The sequence below is a fragment of the Streptomyces sp. Tu6071 genome, from assembly GCF_000213055.1.
GTDB classification, from domain to species: Bacteria; Actinomycetota; Actinomycetes; order Streptomycetales; family Streptomycetaceae; genus Streptomyces; species Streptomyces evansiae.
Map to the genome: position 1 here is coordinate 2,448,414 of NZ_CM001165.1, position 21,551 is coordinate 2,469,964.

At 74.6% G+C, this 21,551-nt stretch carries 12 protein-coding genes; 4 read left to right on the forward strand and 8 right to left on the reverse strand.

Annotation, left to right across the window (positions count from 1 at the left end):
- Window positions 1-157: 157 nt before the first annotated feature.
- Window positions 158-2,377: an ATP-dependent DNA helicase UvrD2 gene (locus STTU_RS09905; protein ID WP_007822301.1), complete on the reverse strand. Its 2,220-nt coding sequence runs from the start codon at window positions 2,375-2,377 to the stop codon at window positions 158-160.
- 200 nt (window positions 2,378-2,577) lie between these two features.
- Between STTU_RS09905 and STTU_RS09910 the strand changes: the two genes are divergently transcribed.
- On the forward strand, window positions 2,578-2,832 hold the full coding sequence (locus tag STTU_RS09910) for a mycoredoxin (RefSeq protein WP_008745734.1): 255 nt from the start codon (window positions 2,578-2,580) through the stop codon (window positions 2,830-2,832).
- 200 nt (window positions 2,833-3,032) lie between these two features.
- On the opposite strand, the gene nudC is transcribed toward STTU_RS09910, so the two are convergent.
- From nudC to STTU_RS09935, 5 genes are all read right to left on the reverse strand, one after another.
- The gene (nudC, locus tag STTU_RS09915) at window positions 3,033-3,935 is read right to left on the reverse strand and encodes an NAD(+) diphosphatase (protein ID WP_052862481.1); all 903 of its coding nucleotides are present in this window, start codon (window positions 3,933-3,935) and stop codon (window positions 3,033-3,035) included.
- Between the two features lie 148 nt (window positions 3,936-4,083).
- Entirely contained in the window at window positions 4,084-5,505 is a 1,422-nt protein-coding gene (locus STTU_RS09920) for a dipeptidase (RefSeq protein WP_007822305.1), read from the reverse strand.
- A 10-nt stretch (window positions 5,506-5,515) separates the two neighbouring features.
- On the reverse strand, window positions 5,516-9,010 hold the full coding sequence (locus STTU_RS09925) for an ATP-dependent DNA helicase (RefSeq protein WP_007822307.1): 3,495 nt from the start codon (window positions 9,008-9,010) through the stop codon (window positions 5,516-5,518).
- 124 nt (window positions 9,011-9,134) lie between these two features.
- Complete coding sequence (locus STTU_RS09930) at window positions 9,135-12,575, reverse strand: ATP-dependent helicase (protein WP_007822308.1); 3,441 nt, start codon at window positions 12,573-12,575, stop codon at window positions 9,135-9,137.
- 109 nt (window positions 12,576-12,684) lie between these two features.
- Window positions 12,685-13,080 (reverse strand): MGMT family protein, encoded by a 396-nt coding sequence (locus tag STTU_RS09935; RefSeq protein ID WP_037933342.1) that lies wholly within the window; start codon window positions 13,078-13,080, stop codon window positions 12,685-12,687.
- 326 nt (window positions 13,081-13,406) lie between these two features.
- Between STTU_RS09935 and STTU_RS09940 the strand changes: the two genes are divergently transcribed.
- The 3 genes from STTU_RS09940 to STTU_RS09950 all read left to right on the forward strand — a co-directional run bounded on the left by STTU_RS09940 (window position 13,407) and on the right by STTU_RS09950 (window position 19,645).
- Window positions 13,407-16,235, forward strand: a complete 2,829-nt coding sequence (locus STTU_RS09940; RefSeq protein ID WP_007822312.1) for a lysylphosphatidylglycerol synthase transmembrane domain-containing protein — start codon at window positions 13,407-13,409, stop codon at window positions 16,233-16,235.
- A gap of 82 nt (window positions 16,236-16,317) precedes the next feature.
- A complete protein-coding gene (locus STTU_RS09945; protein ID WP_007822314.1) occupies window positions 16,318-17,919 on the forward strand; it encodes an alpha/beta hydrolase in 1,602 nt (533 codons plus the stop codon).
- Window positions 17,920-18,109: 190 nt separating this feature from the next.
- Window positions 18,110-19,645: an alpha/beta hydrolase gene (locus STTU_RS09950; RefSeq protein WP_043254715.1), complete on the forward strand. Its 1,536-nt coding sequence runs from the start codon at window positions 18,110-18,112 to the stop codon at window positions 19,643-19,645.
- Between the two features lie 130 nt (window positions 19,646-19,775).
- Here STTU_RS09950 and STTU_RS34605 read toward each other — a convergent pair whose 3' ends face one another.
- Together STTU_RS34605 and moeZ are read right to left on the reverse strand one after the other, a co-directional pair.
- Window positions 19,776-20,060, reverse strand: a complete 285-nt coding sequence (locus STTU_RS34605) for a hypothetical protein (RefSeq protein ID WP_007822317.1) — start codon at window positions 20,058-20,060, stop codon at window positions 19,776-19,778.
- Window positions 20,061-20,362: 302 nt separating this feature from the next.
- A complete protein-coding gene (moeZ, locus tag STTU_RS09960) occupies window positions 20,363-21,541 on the reverse strand; it encodes an adenylyltransferase/sulfurtransferase MoeZ (protein ID WP_007822320.1) in 1,179 nt (392 codons plus the stop codon).
- Between the last annotated feature and the right edge of the window lie 10 nt (window positions 21,542-21,551).

Sequence of the window (21,551 nt, forward strand, 5' to 3'; positions counted from 1 at the left end):
TGGTCCGATGGAAATATTCAGGTACTGCGAAGGCCCTGCCCGCGAAGGGCTTGGCACAGCACGGGGCGGGGGCTTCGGAGAGCCTGTCCGTTCCCGTGCCTAAGAACCTATGGGGATTGTCGGGCCGGGCGCAAACTATTTTTTCGACGAGTTCGCCTCAGTCCGCCTTTGCGCTGGGGGCGCACTCCTGACCTGCGCAGATCGCGAGGACTTCGGAGCCGAAGCGGCGGAACTTCCGCGCGCCGACGCCGGGGATGCGGGAGAGCTCGGCCTCGGTCTCCGGGACGGCCTCGGCGATGGCGACGAGGGTCTTGTCGGTGAAGAGGCAGAAATCGGGCTGGCCGAGGTCCTGGGCGCGCTCGCCGCGCCAGTCGCGGAGCCGCTGGTAGACGCCCTCGTCCATGTCGGAGGGGCATGTCTCGCAGCGCATGAGCTTCATCTCGCCGGCCTCGGTGAGGGTCCGGCCGCAGACCCGGCAGCGGGCCGGGGCGCGTCTGCGCGGCACGGGGCGTTCGCCCGCCCCCCGGTCGGGCGTGTGCCGTTCGCCGTGCGTGGCCGGGGCGCGGCCGGTGCGGAGCCGGGGGGCGTCGGAGGCCGGGCGGGCGCTGCCCGGGGTGCGGAGGGCGTCGAGGAAGCGGCTGGGTTTGCGGCCTCCCCAGCCGCCCGGGGTGCGGGAGAGGGACCAGGAGAGGTGGAGGCGGCTGCGGGCGCGGGTGATGCCCACGTAGAAGAGCCGGCGTTCCTCCTCGACCTGTTCCTCGGTCTGCGCGTAGGTGATGGGGAGCATGCCCTCGGCGAGGCCGACGAGGAAGACGGCGTCCCATTCGAGGCCCTTGGCGGCGTGGAGGGAGGCGAGGGTGACGCCGTCGACGGTCGGGGCGTGCTGGTTGGCCTGGCGGTCGGCGAGTTCGGCGGCGAGGTCGGTGAGGGCTGCGCCGGGGCGGGCGCGGGCGAGTTCCTCGGCGAGGCGGACGAGCGCGGCGAGGGACTCCCAGCGCTCGCGGACGGCGCCGGACCCTGCGGGGGGCTGTGCGGTCCACAGGCGGTGCGAGACGAGGACGCGGCGCAGTTGTGCGGGCAGGGGGGCGTCGAGGTCGAGTGCGGTGTCGTTGGCGCCGCTGTGTGCCGCTGCGCGGACCGCGCTGAGGGCGGAGCGGATCTCGGGCCGGTCGAAGAACGCCTCGGCGCCGCGCAGCCGGTAGGGGACGCCCGCGTCGCCGAGCGCCTGCTCGTAGAGGTTGCTCTGGCCGTTCGTACGGAACAGGACGGCGATGTGCGCGGCGGGGACGCCCTCGGCGACGAGGGCGCGGATGCGGTGGGCGACGTCCTCGGCCTCGGCGACCTCGTCGGCGTACTCGGTGGACTCGGGCACGGGGCCCGGGGGGCGCTGGGCGACGAGTTCGAGGCGCTGGCGGGCGGCGGGGCCGGTGGCGTGCGAGAGGAGGTTGTTGGCGAGGTGGACGATCTGCGGCGTGGAGCGGTAGTCGCGGACGAGGCGGACGACGGTGGCCCCGGGGTGGCGGGCGGGGAAGCCGAGGAGGTGCTCGGGGGTCGCGCCGGTGAAGGAGTAGATGGTCTGGCTCGCGTCGCCGACGACGCACACGTCGTCGCGCTCGCCGAGCCACAGGTCGAGCAGGCGCTGCTGGAGCGGGCTGACGTCCTGGTACTCGTCGACGGTGAAGTGCCGGTACTGGGAGCGGACCTGCTGGGCGATGTCCTCGCGGTCCTGGAGGATCGCGATGGTGAGGAGCAGGACGTCCTCGAAGTCGATGCGGCCGCTCGCGCGTTTCAGCGCTTCGTACTGGGCGTAGACGCGGGCGGTCTCCAGGGCCTCGCGGCTCGTGGTGCGGCCCGCGGCGGCGGCGGCCTCGGCGAAGTCGTCGGGGACGGTCTGGGTGGCCTTGGCCCACTCGATGTCGCCGGTGACCTCGCGCAGCTCGGCGCGGTCCAGGCGCAGTCCGCACGCCTCGGCGGCCTGGACGACGAGCTGGATCTTCCGCTCGACGAGGCGGGGCGGCTCGGCCTGGACGACTTTCGGCCAGAAGAACTGGAGCTGGCGCAGGGCGGCGGAGTGGAAGGTGCGGGCCTGGACGCCGTGCGCGCCGAGTTCGCGCAGGCGGCCCCGCATCTCGCCGGCGGCGCGCTGGGTGAAGGTGACGGCGAGCACGGTGCCCGGCTTGTAGCGCCCGGTGCGGACGCCGTAGGCGATGCGGTGGGTCAGGGCGCGCGTCTTCCCCGTACCGGCGCCCGCGAGGACGCAGACGGGCCCGGTGAGGGCGAGGGCCACCTCGCGCTGCTCCGGGTCGAGTCCGTGGAGCACGGCGTCGGCGGATTCCGGTACCGGTGGGAAGAGGGAGTCCTGCGGTGCTGCTGTCACTCCGCCATGCTCTCAGGTCGGCGGTGGGGCGCGGCGGGGGTTGTCCACAGGGGGCGCTCGTGGTCGTACGACCACATGATCGGCGGCCGGGGTGCGGGAATGGTCGGCGCGTGCCTTACGTTCTGCAAGTGCGCGACGTACGGAGAACGCGTCGCGGCGGGCCCCCGGGGTCCGCAGAGGGGCGAAGGAGTACGAGGAACATGCCGGGCACTGTGACGATGTACAGCACGACCTGGTGCGGTTACTGCCGCCGGCTGAAGGGCCAGCTGGACCGCGAGGGCATCGCTTACGAGGAGATCAACATCGAGCAGGACCCGGCCTCGGCCGAGTTCGTCGAGAAGGTCAACGACGGCAACCAGGTGGTCCCGACCGTCCTGGTGAAGGCCGAGACGGGCACCGAGGCGGTCATGACCAACCCCTCGCTCGCCCAGGTCAAGCTGGCCCTGCAGGGCTGAGCGAGGCCACCAGCGCGTACGGAGGGCCCCGCCCGGAGAGATCCGGACGGGGCCCTTCGTCCTGTCCGGGGCCCGTGCTTGGAGGGGTCCGTACCGGCCTTGGAGGGTCCGTACCGGCGGCCCGCACGGGGGGCCCGTACCGGCACCCCGCTCCCGCGCACCCCGCCCCCGCACCCCCGCCCGTGGCCGAAAACCGCCTCTCACACCGGCTTCGGCAGTGGCTTCCCGTACCACAGCTCGATGAGCCGGGCCGCGATCGAGACGCCGTAGGGCGGCAGGACCTTGCCCGCCTCCATGGCCTCGCGCAGTTCCTCGCGCGAGAACCAGCGTGCCTCCTCGATCTCCTCGCCGTCGACGGTGATCTCCGCCGACGTGGCCTGTGCGAGGAAGCCGAGCATGAGGCTGGAGGGGAAGGGCCAGGGCTGGCTGGCCACGTACTCGACGTGCCCGATCGGGATGCCCGCCTCCTCGTGCACCTCGCGGCGCACGGCGGCCTCTATCGTCTCGCCCGGTTCCACGAAGCCCGCGAGGGTCGAGAAGCGGCCCTCGGGCCAGTGGACCTGGCGGCCGAGGAGCGCGCGGTCCTCCTCGTCGGTGACGAGCATGATGACGGCCGGGTCGGTGCGCGGGTAGTGCTCGGCGCCGCACGCCGGGCAGCGGCGGATATGCCCGGCCGCCGCGATCGAGGTGCGTTCGCCGCAGCGGGAGCAGAAGCGGTGCATGCGCTGCCAGTTCTCCAGCGCCACGGCGTGCACCATGAGCCCGGCCTCGCGCGGTGACAGGAGCATCCCGGCCTCGCGCAGTCCGGCGGCGCGCGCGGACTGGTCGATGGGGCCGGGGAGGCTGTCCTTCTGGAGCGCGAAGTAGCTCACGCCGTCCTCGTCGGTGCCGAGGAAGTAGCGGTGCGACTCGGTGAGCGGGGCCTCGAAGCTCGGGGTCGTCACCAGTTCGGTCACCCCCGCCTCATTCTCGTCGATGAGGACCTGCCCGCCGGAGACGACGAAGACCCGGGTACGGGGGTGGCTCCAGGCGGCGGCGAGCCACGCCTCGTCGAGACGGTGGTGCGCGGCGCGGTCGATGCCATGGGGTGCGGTGAGCGGGATGGGCCGCCCGGCGAGGTCGTGCCCGGTGCCGTTCGGGGTGCCGTGCTCGGTGCCGTGCTCAGTGGTCTGGTCGTTCCGGGTGGTCACGGGTGCTTCCCACTCCCCCTAGGGTGCGTCGTCGGTGGTGGTGCCGCTGCTGCTGTTCTTCTCAGTGTGCCTCGCGCGATCGGGACGCGAGTCCTGCCCACAGGTGCGCGGTCGCCTCGGCGCCCTTGAGGAGGAGGCCGAGTTCGACCTTCTCGTTGGGGGCGTGCCAGCCGTCCGAGGGGACGGAGATGCCGAGGAAGAGTACGGGCGCCCCGGTGACGTCGGCGAGGTCGGCGGCGGGTCCCGAGCCGCCCTCGCGGGTGAGCCGCACGGGCTGTTCGAAGGCCGTCTCCATGGCCGCGACGACGGCCGCGAGCGCGGGGTGGCCGAGCGGCGTGAGGCAGGGCCTGGTGGCGCCGCCGAAGGTGAGTTCGGCGCGGATGCCGGCCGGGACGCGGGCCTCGACGAAGGCGCGTACCGCCTGCTCGACGGCGGCGGGGTCCTGCCGGTCGACGAGGCGGAAGGTGAGCTTCGCGAAGGCCGACGACGGGATGATCGTCTTGCTGCCCTCGCCCTGGTAGCCGCCGCCGATGCCGTTGACCTCGGCGGTCGGGCGGGCCCAGATCCGCTCGAGGGTGGTGTGACCGGATTCACCGGCGGTGGCGTGCGAGAAGGCGGTGCGCAGCCAGGCGTCCTCGTCGAAGGGCAGCTCGGCGAAGAGGGCGCGTTCGCGCGCGGAGAGGGGTGCCACGCCCTCGTAGAAGCCGGGGACGGCGACGTGCCCGTCCTCGTCGTGGAGCGCGGCGACGATGCGGGCGAGGACGGTCGCCGGGTTGGGGACGGCGCCGCCGAAGGAGCCGGAGTGGATGTCCTGGCCGGGGCCGTGCAGGACGAGTTCCCCGTCGACGAGGCCGCGCATCCCGGTGCAGACGGTGGGGGTGTCCTCGTTCCACATGCCGGTGTCCGAGACGAGGACGGTGTCGGCGGTGAGGCGGGCGGCGCGCTCCTCGATGAGGGCGCGGAAGTGCGGGGAGCCGGATTCCTCCTCGCCCTCGACGAGGAACTTGAGGTGCACGGCGGGGCTCGTGCGGCCGGTCGCGGCGAGGTGGGCGCGCAGGCCGAGGGTGTGGAAGAAGACCTGGCCCTTGTCGTCGGCCGCGCCGCGCGCGTAGAGGCGGCCTTCGCGGGTCTCGGGGGCGAAGGGCTCGGAGTGCCAGCCGTCGGCGCGCGCGGCGGGCTGCACGTCGTGGTGCCCGTAGACGAGGACGGTGGGGGCGTCCGGCTCCTCGGCGGGCCAGTCGGCGAAGACGGCGGGGGCGCCGGGGGTCTCCCAGATCTCGACGGTCGGGAAGCCGGTGGCGCGCAGTTGGGCGGCGAGCCACTCGGCGCTGCGGCGGACGTCGGCGGCGTGTTCGGGCTGGGCGGACACGGAGGGGATGCGCAGCCAGGCGGCGAGGTCGTCGAGGAAGGCGGCGCGGTGCGCGGTGACGTGGGCGCGGACGGCGCCGACCGCGTCGTCGGCCCCGCTGGGGGTGGTGCTCATGGTCCCGACCTTATCCGCCTGACGGGTGAGCGGCACGGGGCCCCGGGGGCGCGGGAGCGGGCCCGGGACTCGTCGCGTCCTCCGCGGCGAAGAGGCGTTCCAGCTCCGCCCGTCCGGGGAGCCTGCCCGGCCGTACGGCCTCGCCGGCGCGCACGAAGACGAAGGTCGCCGCGATCTCCTCGGGGTCGATGCCGTGGCGTTCGGCCCAGGCGAGGCGGTAGACGGCGAGCTGGAGGGGGTCGGCGCGGGTCCGGTCGCGGCCGGTCTTCCAGTCGACGATCTCGTAGCGGCGCCGCCCGTCCTCGTCGCTCGCGTAGACGGCGTCGATCCGGCCGCGCACGACGCGCCCCGCGAGGCTGAGCTGGAAGGGGACCTCGACGCGGTGGGCGGGGCGGTGCGCGTAGGCGGTGCGCTCGAACGCCTCCTTCAGCTCTTCGAGGTCGAGGTCGTCGCTTATCTCGGCGTCCTCGCGGGCCTCGGTGTCGCCCTCGTCGGCGAGCGGGAGGTGCGGCTGTTCGTGCCCGGCGGTGAGGCGGCGTTCCAGCCAGGCGTGGAAGCGGGCGCCCCGGCGCGCGGCCGGTTTCGGGGCCTGGGGCAGCGGGCGCGCGAGGTCGCGGGCGAGGCCGTCGGGGTCCTCGGCGAGGCGGAGGACCTGCGTCGCGGTGAGCGAGGGGGGCAGCGGCACCTCGCGCACGGAGGCGGCGGCCCGGCGCAGCTCGCCTTCGAGCGCGTCGAGGTCCCGGTCCCAGGAGTCGAGGAGCCGCGACTCCTCGGGGGTGAGGTCGTCGCCGTGGGCGGCGGGGGCGGGGACACGGGGCGGGGCGTCGCTCCCGTACGGGTCCGGGCCGCCCTCGTACGCGTCCGGGCCGCCCTCGTACGGGTCCGGCTCCTCCTCGTACGGGTCGGGGGCCTCGTCGCCCGGCTCCGGCCGCGGTTCCGGTTCGTCCTCGGGTTCCGGGGGCCACTCCGGGTCGTACGGGTCCTCCGGCGGCTCCTCGGTCGTGGCCGTCGCCCGCCGGGACTGGAGCAGCCCGAGGTGGTGCTCGACGCGGGCGGCGGCCTCGCGGCGGCGGGCGTGGGCGCCGGGGTCGAGCGGGAGGGGCCACGGGAGGGGGTCGCTCTGTCGCAGGGCGGGGTTCTCGTCCTCGGGGCCGGGCGGCTCGGCCCACCGCTCGATCTCGCCGTGGCCGCGTACGCAGTGGTCGTGGAGGGCGGTGAGGAAGGCGGAGGGGCCGCGCGGGCGCTTCTGCTCGGGGCCCCACCAGTGGCCCGAGCCGAGGAGGAGCGAGCGGGGGCGCGTGAACGTCACGTAGCCGAGGCGCAGTTCCTCCGTCGCCTGGTGAACGCGCATACCGTCCTGGAACGCCTTCAGGCCCTTCGCGGTCCACTCGGGGACGTCGGGGAGGGTCGCCGCGTCACCGCGCAGCGGGTGCGGCAGGACGCTCGCGCGCGCGGTGAACTTCTCGCGGCCCCGGTCGCTCGGGAACTGCTTCGCCACGAGTCCCGGCACGGCGACGACGTCCCACTCCAGGCCCTTGGCCTTGTGCGCGGTGAGGACCTTGACGGTGTTCTCGCCGCCGGGGAGGGCGTTGTCGAGGCCCTTCTCGTACTGCTCGGCGGTGCGCAGGTAGCCGAGGAAGGCGAGGAGCGAGGCGGCGGGCTCGGTCGCGGCGAAGGAGGCGGCGATGTCGAGGAACTGGCCGAGGGTCTCGCGGCGGCGCGCGGCGAGGGCGTTCGGCGAGGCGGAGAGTTCGACGTCGAGCCCGGTGACGGCGAGGACGCGGTGCAGGACGTCCATGAGCGGGTCGGCGAGGGCGCGGCGCAGTTCGCGCAGCTCGCGCCCGAGGCGGGCGAGGCGGGCGCGGGCCCCGGCGGAGAAGGGCAGTCCGTCCGCGGCGTCGGGTCCGCCCTCGACGAAGGTGTCGACGGCGTCGGCGAGCGAGACGATCTCGGCGGGGTCGACGCCCTCGACGGCGGCGGCGAGCCTGCGGTCCGGGTCGTCCTCGCCGGAGCGGCCCCCGGCGAGGAGGCGGGCGCGGCGGCCGAGGAGGGCGAGGTCGCGGGCGCCGATCCGCCAGCGGGGGCCGGTGAGGAGCCGGACGAGCGAGGAGTTCGCGCCCGGGTCCTGGAGGACTTCGCACACCGCGCGCAGGTCGGCGATCTCGGGGAGGTGGAGGAGCCCGGAGAGGCCGACGACCTCGACGGGTATCTCGCGGGCGACCAGCGCGGCCTGGATGCGGGCGAAGTCCCCGGCCGTGCGGCACAGGACGGCGATCTCGCCGGGGCTCGTCCCGGTGCGGACGTAGTGGGCGATGCTGTCCGCGAGCCAGTCGATCTCCTCGGCGTGCGTGGGGAGCAGGGCGCAGCGCACGAAGCCGTCGGCCGCCTTCCCGGCGGGCGCGTGCAGGGCCTCGACGCCGTCGTGGAGGGCGCGGAGCGGTGCGGCGAGGTCGTTGGCGAGGGCGAGGAGCCGGCCGCCGGAGCGGCGGTTCTCGCTGAGGGACTGGCGGCGGGCGGGGGTGCCGTCGGGGTGCGGGAAGTGGCGCGGGAAGTCGTCCAGGTTGGCGACGGAGGCGCCGCGCCAGCCGTAGATCGCCTGGCAGGGGTCGCCTACGGCGGTCACGGGGTGGCCCGTGCCGCCGCCGAAGAGCGCGGAGAGCAGGACGCGCTGGGCGACGGAGGTGTCCTGGTACTCGTCGAGGAGGACGACGCGGTACTGGGCGCGCAGCGCCTCGCCGACCTCGGGGTGCTCGCGGGCGAGGCGGGCGGAGAGGGCGAGCTGGTCGCCGAAGTCGATGAGGTCGCGGGAGCGTTTCGCGGCGCGGTAGCGGCCGGTCAGCTCGGTGAGGGCGAGGCGGGCGGCGGCGGCCTCGGGGACCTTGCGGAGCTGGTCGTTGCTGAGCCTGGCCTCGGCGAGGGTGCGCAGGAGGTCCTCGTCGTAGCGGCTCAGGGCGGCGGGGTCCACGAGGTGCTCGGAGAGTTCGCCGTCGAGCGAGAGCAGGTCGCTGACGAGGTCGGAGAAGCCGCGCGTGAGCGCCGGGTACGGGCCGGGGGCCTCGCGCAGGACGCGGGCGGCGAGCTGGAAGCGGCTCGCGTCCGCGAGGAGCCGCGAGCCGGGCTCCAGGCCGAGGCGGAGTCCGTGGTCGTCGAGGAGGCGGCCCGCGAAGGAGTGGTACGTGGAGATGAGCGGCTCGCCGGGGGGTTCGGCACCGGGCGCGGGCGGGGCGCCGGGGTCGCTGATCCCGGCCCGTACGAGGGAGCGGCGGACGCGTTCGGCCAGCTCGGCGGCGGCCTTGTTGGTGAAGGTGAGACCGAGGACCTGCTCGGGGGCGACCGTGCCCGTACCGACCAGCCAGACGACGCGGGCGGCCATCACCGTCGTCTTGCCCGAGCCCGCACCGGCCACGATGACGTGCGGGGCGGGGGGCGCGGTGACGCACGCGAGTTGCTCGGGGGTGAAGGGGATGCCGAGCAGATCGCTGAGCTGGGCGGGGTGGGTGAGCACGGATCGAAGCGTACGGGGAGGGGGTGACAGTGGGGGAATGCGGCCGTTGCGCCGGGTTTCCGGGGCTCCGCCCCGGGCCCCGCTCCTCAAGCGCCGGAGAGGCTTGAATTCGGGCGGGCGTGGGTCACTCCACCACCTGGCCCCCCTCCGCCTTCGCGCTGCACGAGGAGCGGAACGCGCAGTGGTCGCAGTGGGAGCCGGGGGTGGGGCGGAAGCGTTCGTTGAGGACGCGGGCCGCCGCTTCGGTGAGGAGGTCGGGGAGCCAGTCGCCCTCGGGGGGTTCCTGGGGCTGGACCTTCGGGGAGAGGGGGTCCTTCTTGGAGGCTTCGAGGCGCAGGTGGACCAGTTCCGCCCCGCCCGGGGTGAGGGGGCCCACCGCGCCCTCGGCCACCGCGCGCTGGTAGACCGCCAGCTGGGGGTGGTGGTCGACCTCGTCCGCCGTGGGGGCGTTCTTGCCGGTCTTGAAGTCGACGACGTACGCGCGGCCCGCCGCGTCGGCGTCGACGCGGTCCATCGTGCCCCTGATGCGGATCTCGTGGTCCCCCGCCGGGAGCGTCACGTCGAAGGGGTGCTCGCTCGCGACCGGGGTGCGGCCGGTGCGGTCCAGGACGTGCCAGCGCAGGAAGCGCTCCAGGGCCGCGCGGGCGTTCTCCCTCTCCTGCGCCGACTTCCACGGCGCGTCGAAGGCGAGCCCGTCCCACACCGTGTCGAGGCGTTCCATCAGGACGTCCAGGTCGGCGGGGCTGCGCCCCGTCGCGACCTCGTCGGCGAGGACGTGGACGACGTTGCCGAAGCCCTGCGCCGTGCTCGCGGGCGCCTCGGCCCGTACCTCCCGGCCCAGGAACCACTGGAGCGCGCACACGTCCACGAGCTGGCCGAGCGCGCTCGCCGAGAGCGCGAGCGGCTGTGCCGGGTCGCGCACGGGGACCTCGTTCACCGTCTCGTCGGCCAGGCCCCACCACGTGCCCGGGTGCGCGGTCGGCACGAGCGGCCTGCCGTCGCCGTCGGTGAGCGCGGCGAGGCGTGCGAGGCGGCGCGCGGCGGCCTCGCGCAGCGCGGGCGAGGCGTGCGGGTCGACGGTCGTGGCGCGCAGTTCGGCGACGAGCGCGGGCACGGCGAGCGGGCGGCGCGGGCGGACGGTGAGGTGGCGCGGTTCGACGCCGAGTTCGGTGAGGAAGCGGGAGGGCTGGTCGCCGTCCTCGGCCGGGGCCTTCACTGCGGTGACGACGAGGCGGTCCGCCGCGCGCGTCGCCGCGACGTAGAAGAGCCTGCGCTCCTCCGCGAGCAGCGCGCCGGGCGTGAGGGGCTCGGCGAGGCCGTCGCTGCCGATGCGGTCGGCCTCCAGGAGCGAACCGCGCTGCCGCAGGTCGGGCCACACGCCCTCCTGCACCCCGGCGACGACGACGAGCCGCCACTGGAGGCCCTTCGCGCGGTGCGCGGTCATGAGGCGGACGGCGTCGGGGCGGACCGTACGGCCCGAGAGGGTGTCGGCCGCTATTTCCTGCGCCTCGGTCTCGGCGAGGAAGTTGAGCGCGCCGCGCCCGCCCGTGCGTTCCTCGGCGCGCGCGGCCGTCGCGAAGAGCGCGCACACCGCGTCGAGGTCGCGGTCCGCGTTGCGTCCGGCCGCGCCGCCGCGCCGCGAGGCCCGCTCCAGGCGCGCGGGCCAGCGCGTCCCGTTCCACAGCTCCCACAGTGCCTCCTCCGCCGTCCCGCCCTTCGCGAGCAGGGAGCGCGTGCGCGCGAGGAGGAGGCCCAGCTCGCGCGCCGCCTTCGCGTACGCGGCGTCGTGCGCGATGAGCCGCTCCGGCTCGGCGAGCGCGCGCGCGAGCAGGACGTCCGAGGGAGGAGGTACGGGGTTGCCCCCCGCGCGCTCCTCGGCGCGCAGCGCCCGCCCGAGCCGCCGCAGATCGGCCGCGTCCATGCCGCACAGGGGGGAGGCGAGGAGGTCGACGGCTGTCTCGGTGGCGATCCAGGAGGGCTCCGGAGACGGCTGCGGTACGGGAACGGGCTGGATCTCCCCTACCGGTACGGGCTCGCCCTCCGCCTCCGGGCCGGAATCCGCCCCCGGTACAGGCCCGCTCTCCCCCTCCCGTACGGGCTCGCTCTCCCCCTTCCCTGCGGGCGTCTGCCCCACCGGCGGTGTCTCCCCCGCCTGCGGCGTCTCGCCCCGTGCCTCCGCCTCCGCCGTCACCCGCAGGGCCGTCAGGAGGGGCTGGACCGCCGGTTCGAGGCGCAGCGGGAGTTCGTCGCCCGCCGTGTCGACGGGGACCCCGGCGGCGGTGAGGGAGCGGCGCAGGGCGGGGAGGCGGCTGCCCGCGCGGAGCAGGACGGCCATGTCGCCCCACGGCACGTCGTCCTCCAGGTGGGCGCGGCGCAGGAGGTCGGCGACGTGGTCGGTCTCGGCGCCGGGGCTCGGGCACGTGTAGACCTCGGCGCCGCCGCCCTCGCGGGTGGGGAGTTGGTCGCGGTGGGCGCGGACGGCGGCGGCGGGGAGGCGGGTGAGGGGGATGCGCAGGGTCAGGGCGCGGGTCGCGTCGAGCACGCGGCGGGCCGCGCGGCGCGCGGTGGGGAGCACGGCGACGGGGGCGGGGGCACCGCCGGTCGTGCGGAAGGCGTCGGGGAAGTCGAGGATGCCGTTCACGTCGGCGCCCCGGAAGGCGTAGATCGACTGGTCGGGGTCGCCGAAGGCGAGGAGCGTGCGGCCCTGTCCGGCGAGGGCTTCGAGGAGGCGGACCTGGGCGGGGTCGGTGTCCTGGTACTCGTCGACGTAGACCGCGTCGTACGCCTGTGCGAGGTCCTTCGCGACGTCGGGGCGGCGGGCGAGGAGGTCGGCGCGGTGGACGAGTTCGGCGTAGTCGATGACGCCCTGGAGGTCGAGCACGTCGAGGTACTCGGCGAGGAACGCGGCGGCGGCCTGCCAGTCGGGGCGGCCGGTGCGGCTCGCGAAGCGGTGCAGGGCGGCCGGGTCGAGGCCGAGTTCGCGGCTGCGGGCGAGCACGGCGCGTACCTCGTCGGCGAATCCGCGCGTCGTGAGGCAGGCGCGGAGCTGACCGGGCCAGCGGACCCGGCCCCGGCCCTGGGCGGCGAGGGCGGTCTCGCCCTCCAGGAGTTCGCGCACGGCGAGGTCCTGCTCGGGCCCGGAGAGCAGCCGGACCGGGGTGCCGTCGGGCCCGGCCTCCTGGTGGGCGCGGACGAGCGCGTAGCCGTAGGAGTGGAAGGTCGTGGCGCGCGGGGCGGACGCGGGGCCGATGCGCAGGGCCATGCGGTCGCGCAGCGAGACGGCGGCCTTGCGGCTGAAGGTGAGGACGAGGAGGCGCTCGGGGTCCGCGCCCGCCGCGACGCGGGCGGCGACGGACTCGACGAGCGTCTCGGTCTTGCCCGTGCCGGGTCCGGCGAGGACGAGGAGAGGTCCGGTGCGGTGCTCAACCACGGCCCGCTGGTGCGCGTCCAGTGGGACGGGGCCCGGCGGGGTCCGCGGGGTGCGCACCAGCCGGTAGCCGCCCGCGCTCCGCCGCCCGGCCCAGGGGCGTGCGGCGTGGGAGGAGGTGCGGGAGGAGGTGCTCACTGTGGTTGGCCGGTCCTGGTGGGGTCGTCGGGGGTTCGACGCTACGTCTCCCGCGGGGGCGGGGCGAAGTCGTGGGGCGGGTCAGCGGGTGTGCGCTTGCGCACGGCTCTCAGTCCTCCACCCCGTGCCACCGGGCTTCGCGCACGTCGATGCGGGGGACGTGGTCCTCGCTCGCGGTGGGGCGGAGCGGGGTGCCCTCCTCGTGGTAGTGGGCGAGGGCGCGGAGTTCGTGGCCGGGGAGGAGGGTGCCGTCGGCGCGGACGACGCGCCACCAGGGCGCCTCGTCGCCGTGGAGGGCCATGACGCGGCCGACCTGGCGCGGGCCGACGCGGCGCGGGGGCTCGCCGGGGAGGCCGAGGTCCTCGTGTTCCCGGCGTTCCTCCTCCAGCCAGGCGGCGATGTCCCCGTATGTCATGATCCGTCCGGCCGGGATGCGCGCGGCGACGTCGAGCACCCGGTCGACGTAAGGAGGGGCCGGGGGTCCGGGGTCGTGCTGCTCGCTCATCCCGCCCATCCTGCCGCACGCGTCCGACAGCCGGGTCCCGTTCCGCGTCCGGGCCCGGCACGACGGCGACGGCCGGGCCCGACACGACGGCGAGGGGGGTCCCTCCGGCGGCGGGCTGCGGGAGGGTGGGACGGGGCGCGGACCCGGCTGCGTACGCTCCCGAATTGCACCCTGATGCCCCAGGGTGCTGTCAGGCCGTGCCACCATCGTGCGGGCGGTGACAGGTGATCCCGAACCGGCCCCCACGAAACCGACAAGTGCAAGAGACTTCCGAGACCCCGAGGCGGCAGAGCGTGCGATCCGAAGAGCCGGACAGCTCTGCCGGCGTGTCTCCCCGCGAGGAACGGGCCCCGCGGGACCCGGCGCCGCGGGAAACGCCACCGCCGGAACCGGCCCCGCAGGACCCGTCGCCGCACGACGGCGCGGACGGGGCCCCCGCGCCGCACGGGGTCGACGAGGCCCGTACGCCCCACGACGGCGCGGACGGGACCGGCCCCGTGCACCTCCGCAAGCCCTCCGCCCCGGAGCACGCGCCCCCCGCCTCCGGCGCCCACCCCTCCCCCGCCCCCGCACCCGAGGTCGTGCACGCCGACCAGGTCGAGGGGGACGAGCCGCTGCTGCCCGCGCGCGTGCACCGCCCGTACGACCTGCTGCGGCTGTGCGTCGGCGTGCTCGCTCTCGCGGTCGTGCTCGGGGTCGCCGCCTTCGCGCACGGGACGACGTCCGGGCTCGAACAGGACATCAACCGGGGGACGGGCGAGGCACCCGATCTGCTGATCAAGTTCGCCGGGCTCGCCTCCAGCATCGCCGTGCTGCTCGTGCCCGTCGCCTTCGCGATCGAACGGCTCGTCAAGCGGGACGGGCTGCGCATCGCGGACGGCGTGCTCGCCGCCGTCCTCGCGCACGGCGTGACGCTCGCGACGGACCTGTGGGTCGCCGACTCGGCGCCGCAGTCGATCAAGGACGCGCTCACCCAGCCGTCCCCCGCCGACGTCCACGTCCTCACCGACCCCGTGCACGGCTACCTCGCCCCCGTCATCGCGTACATGACCGCCGTGGGGATGTCGCGCAGACCGCGCTGGCGCGTCGTGCTGTGGGTCGTGCTGCTGCTCGACGCCTTCGCGATGCTCGTCGTCGGCTACACGACGCCGTTCTCGATCGTCCTGACCGTGCTCATCGGCTGGTCCGTCGCGTACGGGACGCTCTACGCGGTCGGCTCGCCCAACGTGCGCCCCACCGGGCGCACCCTGCTCGCCGGGCTCCGCCACGTCGGCTTCCGCCCCGTCTCGGCCGCGCGCGCCGCCGAGGACGCCGAGGAGGCCGAGCGCGGGCGGCAGTACTTCGTCCGGCTGGAGGACGGCCCGCCGCTCGACGTGACCGTCGTCGACCGCGAGCAGCAGGCGCACGGCTTCTACTACCGCGCCTGGCGCCGCCTGACCCTCCGTACCGTCACGACGGGCCGCAGCCTCCAGACACTGCGCCAGGCCCTCGAACAGGAGGCGCTGCTCGCGTACGCGGCGATCGCGGCCGGGGCCAACGCGCCACGCCTCATCGCGACCTCCGAGCTGGGCCCCGACGCCGTCATGCTCGTCTACGAGCACACCGGGGGCCGCAGTCTCGACGCGCTGCCGGACGACGCGATCACCGACGCGCTCATGCGCGACACGTGGCGGCAGGTGCGGGCGCTCCAGTCGCGGCGCATCGCGCACCGCAGGCTCACGGGCGACGCGATCCTCGTGGACCGCGAGGGGACCGTGATCCTCACCGACCTGCGCGGCGGGGAGATCGCGGCCGGCGACCTCGTGCTCCGGATGGACGTCAGCCAGCTCCTCACCACGCTCGGCCTGCGCGTCGGCGCCGAGCGCGCGGTCGCCGCCGCCGTCGACGTGCTCGGCCCCGACAAGATCGCCGACGCGCTGCCGCTGCTCCAGCCCATCGCTCTCTCCCGCTCCACGCGCGCGACCCTGCGCCGCCTGAGCCGCGAGCGCGGCGAACGGGAGCGGCAGGCGGTGCTCGCCGCCGCCGAGGCCCGCAAGAAGGCCCGCAGCGACGCCGGGGAGGTCGAGGAGAGCGGGCGCAAGGCGGCCCGCGGCGAGCGGCAGGCGCAGAAGCGCGCCATCGACGAGGCCATGGAGGAGGCCCGCGAGGAGGACCTGCTCGCGCAGATCCGCCACGAGGTGCTGCGCATCCGCCCGCAGGCCCCCGTGGAGCCCGCCCGCCTGGAGCGCATCCGCCCGCGCACCCTCGTCACGTTCATCGCGGGCGCGATCGCCGCGTACTTCCTGCTCGCCCAGCTCAGCACGATCGACTTCGACAAGATCCTCCACGAGGCGCGGTGGGGCTGGGTCGCCGCCGCCGCCGCCTTCTCCGCGCTCAGCTACGTCGCCGCCGCGATGAGCCTGCTCGGCTTCGTGCCCGAGCGGGTGCCGTGGCCGCGCGCGATCTCGGCGCAGGTCGCGGGCTCCTTCGTGAAGCTCGTCGCGCCGCCCGCCGTCGGCGGCCTCGCGCTCAACACGCGCTTCCTCCAGCGCGCGGGCGTGCGCCCCGGGCTCGCGGTCGCGAGCGTGGGCGCTTCGCAGCTCTTCGGGCTCGCCTCGCACATCGTGCTGCTCCTCGCCTTCGGCTACCTGACGGGGACGGAGAAGACGCCCTCGCTCTCGCCGTCCCGCACGGTCATCGCGGGCCTGCTGACCGCCGCCGTGCTCGTCCTGGTCGTCACCGCCGTACCGTTCCTGCGGCGCTTCGTGGTGACGCGGGTGCGCTCGCTCTTCGCCGGTGTCGTGCCGCGCATGCTCGACGTGCTCCAGCGCCCCTCGAAGCTGCTCACCGGGATCGGCGGGATGCTCGCGCTCACCGCCTGCTTCGTGATGTGCCTGGACGCCTCGGTGCGCGCGCTCGGCGGCGCGTCGACGCACGTGAGCCTCGCGAGCGTCGCCGTCGTCTTCCTCGCGGGGAACGCGGTGGGCTCGGCGGCCCCGACCCCGGGCGGTGTCGGCGCGGTGGAGGGGGCGCTCTCGGTGGGGCTCCTCGCCTTCGGCGTGCCGCTCTCGATCGGCCTCCCCTCCGTCATCCTCTTCCGCCTCCTCACCTTCTGGCTGCCGGTCCTGCCGGGCTGGCTCTGCTTCAACCAGCTCACCCGGAGAGGCGCCCTGTAAGCGGGTACACGGCCACGGGCGAACTCACCCGCCCGGCCCCCGCCCCGAGCGCCTCCCCCGTACCAGCCCCAGGATGGGTCCCATGCCTCACTCGCTCCCGCCCCGCCGCTCCTCCCGCCGCGCCAGGCCGCGCGCCGGGGCCGTCGCCCTCGTAGGGCTGAGCCTGGCCGTGTCCCTGACCGCCTGCTCCGACGACAGCGGCGGGGGCGGCGACGGGCCGACGAACGGCGCGAGCGGCAGCGATCCGCGCGGTCAGTCGCTGAGCTGGAAGAGCTGCCCGGCCCCCGACCAGGCCCAGGGCACGGGCGACAAGCCGTCCCCCCTGCCGGGCGGCACGCGGTGGGAGTGCGCGACGATGCGGGCGCCGCTCGACTGGAAGGAACCCAAGGGCGCGTCGATCGACCTCGCGCTCATCCGCGCGAAGGCGAAGGACCAGGGCAAGCGCATCGGCTCGCTCGTCTTCAACTTCGGCGGCCCCGGCGGCTCGGGCGTCGCGACGCTCCCGGCCTTCGGCGACACGTACGAGACCCTGCGCGACCGCTACGACCTCGTGAGCTTCGATCCGCGCGGCGTCGGCCGCAGCGCGCCGGTGGAGTGCGAGAACCCCAAGCAGCTCGACCAGTACTTCGCGCAGGACAACACCCCCGACGACGAGGCCGAGCGCAACGAGTTCGTCACCGGCACCAAGAACTTCAACGCCGCGTGCGAGAAGAACTCCCGCGCGGTCCTGCCGCACGTCTCGACGATCGACGCGGCGCGCGACATGGACCTCCTGCGGCAGGTGCTCGGCGACAAGAAGCTGAACTACTTCGGCATCTCGTACGGCACCGAGCTGGGCGGCGTCTACGCGCACCTCTTCCCGAAGAAGGTCGGCCGCGCCGTCTTCGACGCCGTCGTGGACCCGACCGAGAACAGCGAGCAGGGCTCCCTCGGCCAGGCCAAGGGCTTCCAGCTCGCGCTCGACAACTTCGCCGACGACTGCGTCAAGCAGGGCGAGGACTGCACGATCGGGAACAGCCGCGACGCGATCGAGAAGCGCGTCGCGAAGCTCCTGAAGGACCTCGACACCAAGCCGCTGCCCGGCCTCGGGGAGCGCCGGCTGACCCAGTCGGCGGGCACGGGCGGCATCGCGCAGGCCCTCTACTCCAAGGACTACTGGCCCTACCTGCGCGAAGGGCTCCAGCAGGCGTACGACGGCGACGGGCGCGTCCTGATGGCGCTCTCCGACGCGATGAACGGCCGCAACGAGGACGGCAGCTACTCCAACATCACCGCCGCGAACGTCGCGATCAACTGCGCCGACGACAAGGAGCGGTACTCGATGGCGGACGTCGAGAAGAAGCTGCCCGAGTTCCGCGAGGCGTCGCCGCTCTTCGGCGACTTCCTCGCCTGGTCCCTCGTCAGCTGCACCGACTGGGCCGTGCGCGGCGCCGCCTCGCACCCCGACGTCTCGGCGCCGGGCGCCCCGCCCATCCTCGTCGTCGGCAACACGGGCGACCCGGCCACCCCCTACGAGGGCGCGGCGCGCATGGCGAAGCAGCTCGGCAAGGGCGTCGGCGTCGAGATCACGTACAAGGGCCAGGGACACGGCTCGTACGACAGCGGGGACGCGTGCGTGCGCAAGGCGGTGGACGGCTACCTGCTGAACGGGACGGTGCCGAAGGCGGGGACCGTGTGCGGGTGACCTCCGCAGCGTGACGGACCGCTGACTGTCAGTGGTGACTCGTACGATGACGGACACCGCGTCAGGGCGGCGCGGTGCCCGCGGGTTTCCCTCGCGGGAACGGGGACGGGAGCGGGACGTGCGGGGTACGGGGGCTGTGCGGCGGCACGGGACGGCGCGCCGGGGCGGAGCGCGGGGACGGCGGGGGGCCGTGACGCTCCTCGTGCTCGCGGTGCTCGCGGTGCTGGGCGGGTGCACGGGGGACGGCTCGCGGGGGGAACCGCCGGGGAACGCGGGGCCGGGCTCCCCGTCCGCGTCGCCCACGCCCTCCGCCTCCGCCTCCCCCGGGCTGCCCCGCGCGCTCACCGGGCAGAAGCTCGCGTGGAAGAAGTGCGGGGCCACCGAGGGGTACGCGGCGCCAGGGCGGGAGTGGCGGTGCGCGAAGCTGACCGTGCCGGTGGACTGGGCGGAGCCGACGGGGAAGACGCTGCGCATGGCGGTCATCCGCGGCGCGGCCACGGGTGAGCGGCGCGGCGCGCTCGTCTTCAACTTCGGCGGGCCGGGCGGCTCGGGCGTGAGCCTGCTGCCGCTCTTCGCGCCGGGCTACGGGACGCTGCACCGCGCGTACGACCTCGTGAGCTTCGACCCGCGGGGCGTCGGCGGCAGCGCGCGGGTGGACTGCCGCGACGACGCGGCCGTGGCGCGCGCCGAGCGCACCGTCGACCTCACCCCGGACACACCGGCCGAGGAGCGCGCCTTCCTCGCGGACGCGAGCGCCTTCGGGAAGAGCTGCGCCAGGACGACGGGCGCGCTGCTGCCGGAGCTGACGACGGCGAACACCGCGCGGGACCTCGATCTGCTCCGTACGGTCCTCGGCGAGGCGAAGCTCGACTACTTCGGCGTCTCGTACGGGACGGAGCTGGGCGGCACGTACGCGCACCTCTTCCCGCGGCACGTGGGCCGCATGGTGCTCGACGCGGTCGTGGACCCGGCGGCGGACACGGTGGAGCACGCGAAGGGGCAGGCGCGGGGCTTCCAGCGGGCCCTGAACGACTACTTCCGTTCGCTCCACGAGGACCCCAAGGCCGGCACGGCGAAGGTCGCCGCACTCCTCAAGGACCTCGACGCGCACCCGCTCCCCGCCGGGAAGGGGCGCGAGCTGACGGAGTCGCTGGCCGTGACGGGTCTCGTCTCGCCGCTGTACAGCGAGGGATCCTGGCCCCAGCTGACGCGAGCGCTCGACGCCGCCCGCGCGGGGGACGGCGGACCACTCCTCGCCCTGGCCGACTCCTACAACGACCGTGATCCGGAGGGCCACTACGGCAAACAGGCCCAGGCCCAGCGCGCCATCTCCTGCGCCGACGACCGCACCCGCCCCACCGCGGCCCAGGCCCGGGACCGCCTCGGCGAGTTCCGCGCGATCTCCCCGGTCTTCGGGCCCTTCCTCGGCTGGGACACGGCGGGCTGGTGCCACGACTGGCCCGCGAAGGGCGACCGCACGACCCCCGAGGTCTCCGCCCCGGACGCCCCGCCGATCCTGGTCGTCGGCAACACGGGCGACCCGGCCACCCCCTTCGAGGGAGCGGCCCGCATGGCGGGGGAACTCGGCGAGGACGTGGGCGTCGAGCTGGTGTGGCACGGGGAGGGACACGGGGCGTACGGGAGCGGGAGCCGGTGCGTGGACGACACGGTGGACGCGTACCTGGTACGCGGCAAAATCCCCCGCCCCGGCACGAAGTGCCGCTGACGACGGCGCCGTCACGGGGCTCCGCCCCGAACCCCGCTCCTCAATCGCCGGAGGGGCTGATCCTTGTGCCCGGCGCCTCAGGGCTCCGCCGGAGGGGTTGGGTTCGGTGCTGCGCTCACTGCGGGTGGTCTCAGCCACCGAGGTGCTCGCGGGCACGGCTCACAAAGAGCCCGAGCGCCCTTTTCGCCTGCTCGGCGCGCTCCACGAGCCCGGTCCTGTCCGCCGCGCCGGCCACGCGGGCGGTGACGTCGAGCGCGCGCTCCGCGAGACGGACGAGATGGGGGTCGTCGGTGACGAACTGGACGCGGAGGAGGGCTTGCTGGGCAAGCAGTCGGCAGTGATACGCCTCCGTGAGCGCCCCCCTCGTCGCCCGGCCGGTGGTGCGGGTCGTACTGTGCGCGGCGGTAGGCGACAACCGCCTCGGCGAAGCCCCCGTACGCGGTCAGGCGCTCCTCGCGGGCGATCCGGTCCCGGGCGCGGGCCTCCGCACGGTCTGCGGCATTCCGCTGGAACAGAAACGTCGCGCACGCGCCGAGCAGAGTGCCCACGACACCCACGAGGCTCGCCAGGGCTCCGTCCACCGAGCTAGTGCAGCACGGACCGCCTCCCGGCGACCAGTGCCCCGACTCCCGTGAACCCCGGAAAGCGGAGCGCCCCCCACCCGCTTCAAGAGCGGGAGGAGGGCGCTCGGCCGCGTCCGGGGTGACCCGTGCCAGGTCAGTACACCGGCTTTTCCGGCTCGATCGCGTTGACCCAGCCGATCACTCCGCCGCCCACGTGGACCGCGTCGGCGAAGCCGGCGGACTTGAGGACGGCGAGGACCTCGGCGCTGCGGACGCCGGTCTTGCAGTGCAGGACGATCTTCTTGTCCTGGGGGAGGTCCTGGAGGGCGTTGCCCATCAGGAACTCGTTCTTCGGGATCAGGCGCGCGCCCGGGATCGAGACGATCTCGTACTCGTTCGGCTCGCGGACGTCGATGATGTCGATGTTCTCGCCGTCGTCGATCCACTCCTTGAGCTGCTTCGGCGTGATCGTCGAGCCCGCCGCCGCCTCCTGCGCCTCGTCGGAGACGACGCCGCAGAACGCCTCGTAGTCGATGAGCTCGGTGACCGTGGCGTTCGGGCCGCAGACCGCGCAGTCGGGGTCCTTGCGGACCTTGACCTCGCGGTACTTCATCTCCAGGGCGTCGTAGATCATCAGGCGCCCTACGAGCGGGTCGCCGATGCCCGCGAGGAGCTTGATGGCCTCGGTGACCTGGATCGAGCCGATCGAGGCGCACAGCACGCCGAGGACGCCGCCCTCGGCGCAGGAGGGCACCATGCCGGGGGGCGGGGGCTCCGGGTAGAGGCAGCGGTAGCAGGGACCGTGCTCGGACCAGAAGACGGACGCCTGGCCGTCGAAGCGGTAGATCGAGCCCCAGATGTACGGCTTGTTCAGCAGCACGCAGGCGTCGTTGACGAGGTACCGGGTCGCGAAGTTGTCGGTGCCGTCGACGATCAGGTCGTACTGGCTGAAGATGTCCATCACGTTGTCGGCTTCGAGCCGTTCCTCGTGCAGGACCACGTTCACGTACGGGTTGATGCCCTTGACCGTGTCGCGCGCCGACTCGGCCTTCGGGCGGCCGATGTCGGCCTGGCTGTGGATGATCTGGCGCTGGAGGTTGGACTCGTCGACCTCGTCGAACTCGACGATGCCGAGGGTGCCCACCCCGGCAGCCGCGAGGTACATCAGGGTCGGCGAGCCGAGGCCGCCCGCGCCCACGGCGAGGACCTTGGCGTTCTTGAGCCGTTTCTGTCCGTCCATCCCGACATCCGGGATGATCAGATGGCGCGAGTACCTGCGGACCTCATCGACGGTGAGCTCAGCGGCTGGCTCGACCAGGGGTGGCAGCGACACGGCAACTCCG